General features: G+C 59.6%; 8 protein-coding genes and 1 pseudogene. 3 read left to right on the plus strand and 6 right to left on the minus strand.

What is annotated here, in order from left to right; translation table 11 throughout:
* The 4 genes and pseudogenes from IF803_RS41385 to IF803_RS41400 all read right to left on the minus strand — a co-directional run.
* Nucleotides 1-325 (minus strand): annotated as a pseudogene (locus tag IF803_RS41385) (S9 family peptidase); the annotation flags it as partial.
* A 1,153-nt stretch (nucleotides 326-1,478) separates the two neighbouring features.
* Nucleotides 1,479-2,330, minus strand: a complete 852-nt coding sequence (locus IF803_RS41390) for an alpha/beta fold hydrolase (RefSeq protein WP_461196043.1) — start codon at nucleotides 2,328-2,330, stop codon at nucleotides 1,479-1,481.
* A 249-nt stretch (nucleotides 2,331-2,579) separates the two neighbouring features.
* Nucleotides 2,580-3,860 carry a glycosyltransferase gene (locus IF803_RS41395; protein WP_461196044.1) on the minus strand — a complete coding sequence of 427 codons (1,281 nt, stop codon included), beginning with the start codon at nucleotides 3,858-3,860 and terminating at the stop codon, nucleotides 2,580-2,582.
* A 704-nt stretch (nucleotides 3,861-4,564) separates the two neighbouring features.
* Complete coding sequence (locus IF803_RS41400) at nucleotides 4,565-5,791, minus strand: glycoside hydrolase family 18 protein (RefSeq protein ID WP_461196045.1); 1,227 nt, start codon at nucleotides 5,789-5,791, stop codon at nucleotides 4,565-4,567.
* 1,009 nt (nucleotides 5,792-6,800) lie between these two features.
* Between IF803_RS41400 and IF803_RS41405 the strand changes: the two genes are divergently transcribed.
* The 3 genes from IF803_RS41405 to IF803_RS41415 all read left to right on the plus strand — a co-directional run bounded on the left by IF803_RS41405 (nucleotide 6,801) and on the right by IF803_RS41415 (nucleotide 9,561).
* The gene (locus IF803_RS41405; RefSeq protein ID WP_461196046.1) at nucleotides 6,801-7,637 is read left to right on the plus strand and encodes a Crp/Fnr family transcriptional regulator; all 837 of its coding nucleotides are present in this window, start codon (nucleotides 6,801-6,803) and stop codon (nucleotides 7,635-7,637) included.
* Between the two features lie 488 nt (nucleotides 7,638-8,125).
* Complete coding sequence (locus tag IF803_RS41410; protein ID WP_038387925.1) at nucleotides 8,126-9,217, plus strand: IS5 family transposase; 1,092 nt, start codon at nucleotides 8,126-8,128, stop codon at nucleotides 9,215-9,217.
* Complete coding sequence (locus IF803_RS41415; RefSeq protein ID WP_018268887.1) at nucleotides 9,217-9,561, plus strand: hypothetical protein; 345 nt, start codon at nucleotides 9,217-9,219, stop codon at nucleotides 9,559-9,561. Before IF803_RS41410 ends, IF803_RS41415 begins: the two co-directional genes overlap by 1 nt.
* A gap of 1,148 nt (nucleotides 9,562-10,709) precedes the next feature.
* Here the strand turns inward: IF803_RS41415 and IF803_RS41420 are convergent.
* Complete coding sequence (locus tag IF803_RS41420; RefSeq protein ID WP_461196047.1) at nucleotides 10,710-11,249, minus strand: DUF2285 domain-containing protein; 540 nt, start codon at nucleotides 11,247-11,249, stop codon at nucleotides 10,710-10,712.
* Between the two features lie 58 nt (nucleotides 11,250-11,307).
* A complete protein-coding gene (locus IF803_RS41425; protein WP_461196048.1) occupies nucleotides 11,308-11,499 on the minus strand; it encodes a transcriptional regulator domain-containing protein in 192 nt (63 codons plus the stop codon).
* Nucleotides 11,500-12,360 lie beyond the last annotated feature (861 nt).

Consider the following 12,360-nt stretch of genomic DNA (forward strand, 5'->3'; position numbering starts at 1 on the left):
GCCATATGCCACGCACATGGTTCTCGTCTTGCCAAAAGTTTTCCAAACCCCGCCGTCCCAACGAAACGTAGGCAATCCGATCCTTGGCCTGCAGGATGGAAAGCGCCTGTTCGTAGAAGCACCGATAGCGAGGATCTGACTGGAGCACCCCAAGTGTCTTCTCGTTCTCGGCGCGAGCCCAAGCCAGCGCGCCTTCTCCTTCGATGTCCTCGAGCCAGAGCGATGGATCATTTGCCGCCGCCATAGTCGTTCGCTCCTGTGAAAGCGCCGTGGACGTGGCGCGGGCAATCGAAGGCAGCGCGGCGGAGAGGAGTGACGTGTTCATAAACTTTCTCCCGATGAGGCCGATGGGCCACGCTCGCACGCCTGGCGCGTCAGGCAGACGCGCGGCGGAACGCACGCAACGCATGACACAGTGCAGTCTGCGATACCTTGCGGATCCATTCACTGCAAACTGCGTGCCGGCTAAAGAGGCGCAAGTTTCAACAGCTCGCTGCACGACCATGTCCGGTTGCCGACATTGGTTGCCAAGCAGACACCGGCAGCGTGTCGGCGGGATCGCCTGGGGCTGGCCTGAAGCGAGCGCAAGCCTCGCGGCGAGCCGTTCCGCAACGGTGCTATTGCACCCCTAGGCAAGCGCCCACGTCCGGCGCGGAACGATCCACGGGCAGCACCGCGCCGACTGATGCGGCGGCCACGCACATCAGCGTCGTTTATGGGTAGCGACAATAAGTTGGCCGTATCGCTCCCGTTCTGGTCATGGACCGTTGCCGCTGTACCAGAACTATGCCGAGGCTCTCACCGCAGTTCGCAGATCAGCGCCGAGATATCTCCACGTCGCTAGGTTGGCAGGTCTGGCTTTCGGGAAGCTGACCAACGCAGAGCCAAATGGCCGCGTCGGTCCTCGTGCCTTCGACCACGGTACGATCTTGGCGGATGAGGAGCGGGCAGTCGAACTTGATGGACAGACACCATTCATCGCCTTGATGCGTGCCCTTCATAAGCGGGCTCGGCGAAGATATGATGTGCTTCGACGCAATCGAGGATAACCGGCGGGCCAAGCCATTCGGGCGAGCCGGGAGTGGGAAAGGGCGAGGCTGTCTACAGCGCTGACGGCGCTTCGGGCATCCGGTGATTGCACTGAGATCCAATCTCAAGAATTGCCGGCGGACAACCCGTCAATCGTTGTAGGTCGGTGTACCGGCCGTCAGCGCTGGTGAACTGCGCGCGTATCCGCATTGCAACGATGCCTTCGTGTTCCGCAGCTAGCGCACGGAAAAAGTGACGCTCATGGCGTGGGACGGCAGCGGCATGGTGCTGGTAATGAACATTTTGCGCGGCTGACTGAAACCGGTGCAGGTCTTGATGCCGGCGACCGTCGCGGAGCAGGCGCCGCGCACCGAGCGAGCAGGATCAATTCACTTTCGCCACCAATCTAGCTCGCAATTACAGACACTTCGATACATCTATTCAAGACTTCATCTGCGCCGCCGGAGCCCGACGGCCAGGAAGCGATCCAGCATGGCATTGACCTGGTCTGCAACTTCAATCGTGTTGAAATGTCCGGCGAGCATTGTCTTAGCTATTACCAGTTGGGGACAGATCTCCTGCAGCCGCTCCAGGCCGCGCGTTGCGTTCACAAGCGGAACATCTGCGGAAATATAGGCCATGGGAATCCGGCAGGCTTCTGCTGCGGGTAAGGGATCGTAATCCAAGGTTGCGTTCCGTATCATCGAATAAGCTACATGCTGTGGCGTTTTCTCGCAGGACGGAAGTACATAAGTCTCGTAGATCATCTTTCGCCGGGCGGAATCGTCAAAGTCGCAACCCATCTCCCATGCATTCGCCTTTGAGACCGCCAGATAGTCGGGTCCGCCAATGCCTTCCAGTAGCCTTGCAAGCTCGCGGGATTCGCGCATGATCAGAGGCGGCATGACGATCGTGTCGATCATGACCACGCCTGAGGCCAGGTCAGGATAGCGTCCGCACAGTTCGAGTGCGATCCGGCCTCCCATGCTGTGGCCGATCACAACCGGCTTGAACAGTTCCAGCTGAGCGCATTGCCAGGCGAGATCGTCAGCAAATCCTGCGATCGTGTACTCCTGCTCGGGCGCATCGCTGGCGCCGTGGCCGCGAATGTTGACGGCCACGACGCGACGGCTTTGAGCAAAATGGGCGATCTGCGGCGTGAAGATGCTGTGGTCGCCGGTCCAGCCATTGACAAGAAGCAACGGAGGGGTTTGCGGGGCTGCAGGTCCGGCCTCAACATGTGCCAAACATACGCCGTCGCGACACAACAGGACGGGCTGCAATGCGCCACAAGAAATCACGGTCTCTCCTCCTTAATCTGGTGGGCATTCAAGCAACCTGGACGAGGTGTCCGGCCGACAGAGCGACGCCAGAACGCCAGGCAACAGGGTGAAGGCGAACGAATCGGGATGAATGCGCACGAGCGTCTTTCTCCTGACCGGCGTCAAGGCTGGCGCCACGTCGCAGCTTCAAGATGTTTCGTCAGTGAGGCAGTACATCGACCAGGCGCCCGCCCCGGAGATCGCCGGATCTGCACCAAACGTAGCTCGTCACGAGCGGCTTCGTCGCTGTCGTCCGACCGCGGCAAGAATCTCCATCTCGTGGACAAGAGGCGATGTATCGATATCAGCTTTGATAACTTCGCCGAGCTTTTGGGCCGCGACCCTGAATTGCGGTTCCGTGATCAGCTGCTTTATCGCTGCCGCTATCGCCGGTTCGGACGCTGTCGGTCCCAATCGGAGCCCTACTCCCTTTGCTTCGACCCGAGCCGCGTTTGCCGCCTGGTCCCGTCCCATTGGCAGAACGAGCTGCGGCAGAGCATTGATGATCGAACGGGTGACCGTCCCGTGGCCGCCCTGGGATATCACAAGAGAAGCATCCTTCACGGCGTCGTGGGGCGCGCCGCACACCAGATGGATGTTCTTCGGAGCACGAACATCAGCCATGTCCAGATTTGGACCTGTTGTGAAAACAGCTTCGATTTCGATGGCGCCGACGGCATTGATGACGCGTTGAAACAGGTCTCGCTGGCCCTGCGCACCAGTGCTGCAGGCGATCAGCGCGCGGGGACAATCGGGTCGCGTGGACCAGGGAGCCTGCCACGACCTGGACCAGCTCGGCATATCGAGCAGGGGACCGATATAACGGAAACTGCCCGGAAGAGCGTCTGCCTCGAAGTCGAAGGCCTGGCTGATTGCCAGCAGAACTCGATCAGCCTGGTCGAACACGTCCATGGCGTCTGAAAGAACAGGAAGGCCGAAATCGACGCGAGCTCTATTGAGGATAGGAAGGGACGCATTCATCGCCGCAGCGAGCGCTGCAGAGGCTGCCCGGACTTCGGCGCGCTGCTCCAGCGTTTTCGGTTGCCCCAATCCGGAAGTCGCAGGCGGCATTCCCGGAAGAATCCGGATGCTGACGTGAGGCGAAAGAAACGCGAAAGGCATGCCACATGCCTGCGCCCCGACCGCCGCGCCAAACAGCAGGTCGAGACTGAGGACCGCATCTGTTGGCACGCGGCCAATCTCGTCGCGAATATCGGCCGCGTATGCAGAGCAACGCTCGAAGATGACCCTGCGCATGCGATCTCTCAAGTCCGAGACATCCGTTGGATCCGCGGCCTGCCCCTTCGGGGCGCGGCGCCATGTCACGAATTCGAAATCAGCGGCCTCGACTTCTGTCCGCATCGCCGGATCGGCGATCACCCGGACATGATGACCATGATGGCGCAATCGGCGAGCCGCCGTAAGCAGCGGACTGAGATTTCCCAACGTGCCCCACGAGGCGAAGAGAAAATTGTAAGAGGTCACCGATCCCCCTTCGCAGTCGCGCATTCGAGAACTCTCCGCCCCTCGTCATGCAGGCACAACTCGAACCCGCGCGCGTGCCGGCCCGGGACACGGCATGCGAGCAGTCCAGCAAGCGGAATACAGAAACGTGTTGCCCGCAAACACAAACGCCTCGCACTTCCGACGCGCTTGAGCGACGGGCGCAACCTCTCGAAGAGAACTCGAGCGACGCACCGCGACGATGTCCTCACGCGTGGTGCGTCGAAATACGGATACCTTGAAGAGAAGCGTGAAGCTCGTGACTTTCAGATGATTCATTACGCCGCGTGTCGTTTTCGTCATAGCCTCAAAACCTACAGGCTCACGCCACGTGAGATTCAAGCTGTTTTTTCTGGTCTCGCAGACCTCATTCCAATCTGTCGCCGGCGAAGTGCGCCTCCGCGCACTCCTGATTTTCGGGGGGAGAGAAACAAGCTGCCCAATGCGCTGGTACCGTCATCCGATCCGCCTGACGCAGCCCGCCGGGATCTACCACCTCGCCGCCCAGGGCCACACCAGTCCGCAATCCTGGGCCCACGTCGCATCCCGACAGAAGACGCGCATTGCCCTCAGTATACCTCTCGAACGATGCTGCCGGTTGCCGGATTTCCGACATTGCCCGTTTCAACCGGGCCCTGATCTCATCGCCCTTTAGTCCGCGGCTGACTTCGTTCGATAACGTGCTTCAGCGTGACGCGATGACCACAATGCTATTCAGGCGTTCGCCCGGGAAGGACGCGGAGTGCCGCGAGTAGCGAACCGTCGTCGGCGAACAGGTCCCAGATCATGATCCCGGCGAGTCCACGGGCCCGCGCGTACATCGTCTTTCGTGCGATGGAGAGCGGATCGTCGTAGCTGATCCATATGCGCCGTTCGGCGTCATAGAGCCAGGGCACCTGGGCCTCATCGCTCCAGTATCGGCGAAAGCCCGACTCTTCCGGTCGCCTGGCAACGATATCCCGATAATCGATGCCGTCGCTTCCTCCCCACTCTTCGCTCGCGGTCGCCCCTTTTCTAAAGAGCCCCCCATTCTGCTGCGGAACGTCCGCAACAGCCCGGCCATAGAAGGCTATCCCGAGCGCGACCTTGGCCGACGGTACCCCGGCCCGGATCAAGCCATTCACACTTGCATCGACATTGAGATCAGGATTTGGATCGCCGGCGCAGGCGAACAGCGGAGCATTGAAAGCGGCAAAGGCCGAGCCCGCGTGATAGTCGTAGGCCATCAGATGAATCCGGTCGACCAGCCGGGCCAGAGCGGCCGCCTCCAGATTGGCAAGCTTGTCTGGGACAGCCGACACTGCAATGGTGAGCTCCAGCTCCCTACGCTCCGATGCAGCAAAGTCAGTGAGTCTTCGGCGGAGCTCCGCGATCAAAAGCGTGAAATTCGCACGATCCTCAGGGCGCGCGAGATTATCTGAACGTCCCCCTGAGACGGGAAACTCCCAATCGATATCCACGCCATCGAACAGGCCGGGATACGGCCGAAAGAACGCATCGATCACGGATTGCGCGAACCGCGCGCGTGAGCGCGGCGTGGCAGAAGCGGCGGAGAAATACTTCGATCCATTCCAACCGCCCAGTGAAATCAGAATTCGAAGCTGCGGATTGTCCCGCTTCAATTCGGCGAGTTGGGCGAAGTTACCGCCGAGCGGACCCGAGGGCGAGGTTCCGTCGCAGGCTCCTGCGTCGAGGCAACGATCCGCAAGCTCTGCCAATCCTTCCGCCGAAACGGTGCCGAAGGTATACATCAAGTGGGTTAGTTCGCGGGCCGGGATCGTCTTGATGCTTGGACCGCCCGGCCGGGCTTTCCACGGCGCGACATACCCGGCGACCACCGGCCTCCTGGCCGGCGCGGTCCGCCCCTGCTGCAGCGCGTATCCCCATGCGAGCGCAGAAAACCCGGCTACAGCGAAGGTTCGACGATCAAGTGCCACGGCTTCGACCCTCTCTCTACCATATCGCCCCCTGCGCCAACCGACAAAAGATTGCCATCGATGACATGAGCCTTCGCACCTGCGCGATGTTGCGGTAGCTGTTGCCCTCAAACCAGCCCGCCCTGCGCGCAAACCGAGGATGTACCGATGCCCGGTCATAGTCGATTGAGCAAGAGGCGGTGATCCAACGGGGCGATGCTCGAACGCCAACCGGAACCGATGCGCACCCGCAACCGGAGCTCGATCGGTCAACCGGCAGGTTGATGGTAACCATGAGCCGACCGGAGGAAATTCTGCCAGCCAAAGCCGATGACTTACTCCTCCGAATCGGAGCGATCCTCCACCTCGTTCGATACAACGGCTTGGGAAAGGCCCCGCACCGGCTTGTTCGTCCAGCTCCCGCGGTACCTCGTCCAAGTGCACGTCGAAGGCCGCTTGACCCATCGTTTCATTGTGCTCAGTGGGACCTGATGTACTACCGGAATCTAACGTTGCAGTGTCGAGCGTGCCACGGATTTGAACCATCTCGTAACTTCGTTTAGCGAAGATTGCGTTTGATGCAGTTGCAGATCAGCCCCGAGATATTGCCTGCCATCGTGGCCGGTCTAGCTTTCGGGAATCTGGCCAGATGCCGAGCCAAATATCCGCATCGATGCTTCCATCCAGGACCTCCGGGCGATCGTTGCGCACGAGGCGCCGGCATGCCGCACTTCAACAGACGTCGGCACTTGGCTTTGTTGCCTCTACAAATTCGGGCGGAACAGCTGACGTCATGGGCGGTTTCGGCGAGGACATGATGGGCCCTGCGCACCGTTTAGGAGCCGAGCGCCCAGGCGGTGCACATCTCTCCGCTCTGGTTGGCTGAGATTCATCGAAGATCGGCTTGCAAACGCCTGATTTGAGCGCCGATGCGACGCTCGTTAAATCATTCGGGATGCGGACATTGCTACAGTCACGTTCTCGTTATGGTCAGCGCTCACGCTAGCAAAAGGCTGTCAGGAGAGGAACCGTGACCGACCGCGTGCCCGCCGTCAGCCAGGAGTTTGACTGCTCCGCAGATGCAGCATCCAAGCAGCTGCCCGGCACACGGGCGGCGCTTCACCGTTCTGATACCGTGAGCCCTACGAAGAGACGCTTTGCAAACAACGCGATCTTGGCGCGTCTTTCCATCCAACACCTTGCGGCAATAGGGAAGTGCCTTGAGTCGATCGTTCTGAAAGAACGCATGGTTCTGCAAGAACCAAAAAGGCCGATCGAGCACGCCTACTTTATAGAAGCGGGCCTCGTCTCGCTGAGAGTTGTTGCCGCGGGAAGCATGCTTGAAACGGCAGTCATAGGATACCGGGGCGTTGTTGGCGCTTCGTTTCTATGGGGAGGACATCTTTCTACGCATCAATTCGTGGTCGTGTTTCCTGGAAGCGCGCACAGAATTCGGGTCGACGATTTGCGTCGTATAGTGAAGGCGCATCCAGAGGTTCGCGACAGTCTGTTTGAGTATATTCAAGCGCTGACATTCCAGTGTGTCCAGACAGCATTGTGCGGAGTTCGGCACCATCGTGAACAACGGCTTGCGAGCTGGCTGTGTCTTGCGAGTGAAGCTGTTGACGCCCGCGTGCTGCCAGTTACCCACGATTACCTTTCTTCAGTGCTGGGACTGCGTCGCGCTGGTGTGACGGAAACCCTGATCCGCTTCGAAGAGCAAGGATTGATTCGCAAGATGCGCGGGGTCTTGCAGATCGACGAACCCAAATTGCTCGAAGAAAAGGCATGCTGTTGCTACAAGCTCGTCTCAGCTGCCTATGGCTTGTCATCAGTGCGCCCCCTCGGCGAAGAACAGGCGAGTTAACAACTCGCAAGGTCCGTTCGCATCACCTGCTCTGGCCACTAGAGTTATCGTGGGGCACAGATGAAGCAGTTCAGGGCTCGCTGAGCAGTTCATATAATCGACGTATCGACGCTCAGACGACAGGGCCGATGGTATCGGCTGCATGATCCAAAACGCGGACGTGTTATCTTGAACGGACGCTCCAGGAAGGGCCTTTGTCCGGAGTCTCACCGGCTCATGCACCTGCCTAGCTGGCGCCGGTGACACAGGAAAATCGCGATCCTGTCCGCGCTTAACCTGTTCAAGAGGCGAGCGGTGCAACGGACGCAACAACGCTCGTGGCAGACGATCTCCATGGTGGAATCACGGGATTCTGCCGCATTCGAGGAAGAGGTCTTCTTCAGTCAATCAGTAGAGACCGGCGAGCGCCTAGCAGGCTGTTGAAAAAGGTGCTCGCCGCCGACCAGCGACCGTGATTCATTGGCTCCGACGAGATTCGGAGATGGGGCGTGCGCGGCGGCGACAATCGAATGGGCGAGCTGTTCAGCTACGTCGATCTGGAGGCGCGGGTGCGGCGTGACCATCCGCTGCGAGCGATCCGGACGATCGTGAACGAGGCGCTGTCGACGCTGGAGCGCGAGTTTGCCGCGCTCTATTCGCCGATTGGGCGGCCGTCGATCCCGCCGGAGAAGCTGCTGCGGGCGATGCTGTTGCAAGCGTTTTATTCGATCCGCTCGGAGCGGCTTTTGATGGAGCGGCTGGAATACGACCTGCTGTTCCGCTGGTTCGTCGGAATTGGCGTCGACGACGCAGCCTGGGACCATTCGGTGTTCTCGAAGAATCGCGACCGGTTGCTGGAAGGCGACATCGCGGCCAAGTTCCTGGCGGCGGTGCTGGCGCAGCCCAAGGTGAAGAAGCTGCTGTCGAGCGATCACTTCTCGGTCGATGGCACGCTGATCGAGGCCTGGGCCTCGATGAAGAGCGTGAAGCCGAAGGATGGCTCTGGCGAGCCGCCGGCGCCAGGCGGCGGGCGCAATGCCGAAGCGGACTTCCATGGCCAGAAACGCTCAAACGACACCCATGCTTCGACCACCGATCCGGATGCCAGGCTCTACCGCAAGGGCAAAGGCAAGGAGACGAAGCTGTGCTTCATCGGGCATGGGCTGATGGAGAACCGCCACGGCCTGCTGGTCGACGCCTGCCTGACGCGGGCCGACGGGCATGCCGAACGGGTGGCCGCGCTGCACATGATCGAACCGCGTGCCGACCGGCCGACAGCGATCACGCTTGGCGCCGACAAAGCCTACGACGCCGAAGACTTCGTCAACGAGCTGCGCTCGATGAACGTGACGCCGCATGTTGCGCAGAACACCAGCGGCCGCAGCTCTGCGATCGACGGGCGAACGACCCGGCACGGCGGCTATGCCGTCAGCCAGCGCATCCGCAAGCGCATCGAGGAGGCATTCGGCTGGATCAAGACGGTCGCCGGGCAAGAGAAGACCCGCTTCCGTGGCCGTGAACGCGTCGGATGGGCCTTTACCTTCGCTGCCGCCGCCTACAATCTGGTGCGGCTGCCCAAGCTGATCGCGGAGGCCGGCTGATGGCCAAGGTGCCCGGCTTCGCCAAGGCCTTTGCTGGCCGCTGGCGCATCGTCGAAATGGACAACTGGGACGGCGACTTCCTCGACCTCGTCGACGAGGCGCATCTCACCTTCAAGGGCAAGTCCGACGGTGAAATTGCCTTCGGTGCGCTAAACGGCTTCCTCGATGTCCGCTACGGCGCGCGAGACGGTTCGGCCTGCGCGGAGTTCTCATGGGAAGGGCACGATGAGAATGACCCCGCCTGCGGTCGCGGATGGGCTATGATCGGCACGGCGGGCAGGCTCGTCGGTCACTTCTACATACACAATGGCGACGATTCAGCCTTCGTTTGCGAACGCGGCTGAGTTCTTCAACAGCCTGCTAGAGGAGACCGGGGAAAACCGAAGTTCTTCCGCATCGATGGCGACGTCTGCAGTTGTGACGCCAACATCCTACGGACCAACAACTAGGCCATGTGCTACTTTTGAGCGTCAGCGCGCTCTGGCCGCGCATTACCGCGAATCTCCCATTCTGCTAGAACTGATAGGAGAGCGCCGTTCGCAATTGATGTAATCTACCGGCTCGGTGCTCGGCTCGCACCTAAACGCAACAGGCTATGCGGACCGCGACGAAGATGATCTTTGATGTCATTCCATCCTCCCTCTCGCCTGGGATATAAGTCGCCTGTCGAGTCCCATTCGCGTGATTCCGCCCCACGGATCGTTCTCGTTGGCCGAGATCGGGCCGGTAACTGGGTCGCCCGCGAACAACGGGGCGCATTTGGCGGCTTGTTTATCAGCCGCACCCAAGCTCTGAGATATGCCCTCTTCGAGAACGGCGGCCATCCTGAGAGTATCATCGAGGTAACGCGTGCAATTGAACTCGATTTTCGCACCAATCCATGAGCGCCACAGCGCCGAACCCAGGCCTAGTAGTACGCTTAACTCAACTCAGCGGGTCATGCGCTCCGCTACGGCGAACTCACATACTAGTATCAGAAGAGAAGTTTCAGGACGGCCTGATGCTTTGCTCTCGCTTCTGCACACGGCACGGCGTTGAGTCAAAGCGCAGATCGGCTTAGCCCGCTCAGCTCCAGACCCGGAGATGTCCCGCTTTTCTATTAGCGTCACCTACCATTTCGAGCAATTGATTGAGATGACAGAAACACATCATCAATTGTCAAGCGATGAACGTTGATCTATCGCTGCGCGGGCGCTTGGCTGGCGTGGTCTGCCCTGCTGCATCAGCACGCATCCGCATCGAACGAAGAAAACCTAGTCGCCGCGATATTTCGACGATCAACCGCCGCGGCTTATAACCTTCTTCTGTAGACTGTACTTGCGCTAGCCGCTAACGGGACAGCTCACGACTTGAGCCTTCACGGTACGCCAAACTGACGGGCAAAATTGACCGGCTCAGCCGCCAGCCGTGCTTTACGATCCGATCTACTATTGATGTCGAGCGTACGCTTCAACTTTGATTCGATTGAACTTACGCGCACGCGTGATTTGGACTAGCGCTCAGGAGTCGTGTGCTTGTCTTTGCTCTTGTAACGGAGCAACTCACGATAGCCGCCCCGCATGAGGCGCAGCCCCATCTTAACCAGGCGAATGGTCCGGCTGCGCAGATCATGCGTTTTCCAACCTCGGTCGGGAATGCGAGCCTTGCCAAAAAGGCCCTGCGCGATGTTGCGGTAGCTGTTACCTTCCAGCCACCCATCCACTGCACGCAAAGCGAGAATGTGCCGGTTCCGAGTTCCGATTGATCGAGCAAGAGGGGACGATCCAACGGGACGCTGTTCGAGTGCCAACCAAAAACGATGTGCAGCTTGCAAGCGGAGGCCTAAGTTGCGGTCGAGTGGCAAGTCGAAGGCGACCATTGATCCACTCGGCGGCAGTTCTGTTAGCCAAAGCCGATGCTTCGCATCACCGAGCGGTACGATCGCATGCCATCCGTCCGGCGCTTCACGCAACTCGCTGCCTGCCAGATTGGTGAAATCAAGCTCACACGGCTTAGACACGATCGAGCTGACCGCCGTGCGGACGATCAGCACGGTCGACAGCGCCTCAGGCGACCAGAAAACAGCCTGTTTGTCGAAAGTCTTTTGCGGATCAGCCGGAAAACGTCAGTCCCCACTTCCGCCGGAAGTGATCCGTCGCGCTGGACTGTTTGCTGCTGAGCAGGGCCCTGAAGTCTTTTTGATACTCGTGGTCGCGGCGTAGCCATTCCCAGGCTATGTCGGCCGCTTCTGCCTGCTTGACTTCGTGGTATGCGCTCTCTGATCTCCAGTCGGCAGCTGACATCGCACTATTTCCCCGCATGTTCCGAATGCTGGTGCAAGGAAACCGCAGGGTTGTGACGATTTATGGTTGCACCCACATGACTGTTCAGCATTTGATGCGTTATCGTGATGGAACGATCAAGTTTTACGATTGGTAAGAACTCACTTCGGCTTTGGATACCGTCACTCTTGCCTTCTCGGCAATTCGCTGCCGGTGATTGCGAATACTTCGACGCGCGACTTGTTCTCAACGGACCTGAATAACGCCTACCAATAGGCTGGTCGGGGCGCGAACACGAAGAAATGAGCCCGTGGAATAATGACGATGATAGGATCGGCGATATCTTCGATCCACAGCCTCAATCAACCCTCGAGACCCAGATTGGCCGAGAGCCTCGCGCCTGACGCGATCCCAACTGTCGGTGAACCGACACTGGGCATTCAACCGGCCAGCGGTCTTCGGTGAATGCGCCAGACACCACAATGCTAGCGGCGTCTTGCGAGCCTCGTTTGGATTTTCGGCTCGGACACAGAAATCGATGGCTTCCGTTGGCCCAACCGAGCTTTGGAGTCTCGTATGGCTCCCCTAAGCCTCAGCCCGAGGTTAATCAGCTAGGGGGCGGTCATCATTCGATTTGATGCTGCGCATCCGATAACATTTAACCAGCACGACATCGTGGCAGGCGCCGCGGCAAAGCATTGGCCAAAAGGCGGGCCGGCTCATTGGCCAGCGAGTCAGCCTCAGCCATACCTCCTGACGCGCTCTGGCTCACACCTCAATATTAACGTTGCGGTCGACGAGCGCGCTCTAACCTTGTGGGACTGAGTAAAAATGCGACTGCCCGGCCATGATGCCTGCTGATCGGCTCTGAAGGACCGCCCC

This window comes from Bradyrhizobium sp. UFLA06-06 (genome assembly GCF_054820065.1).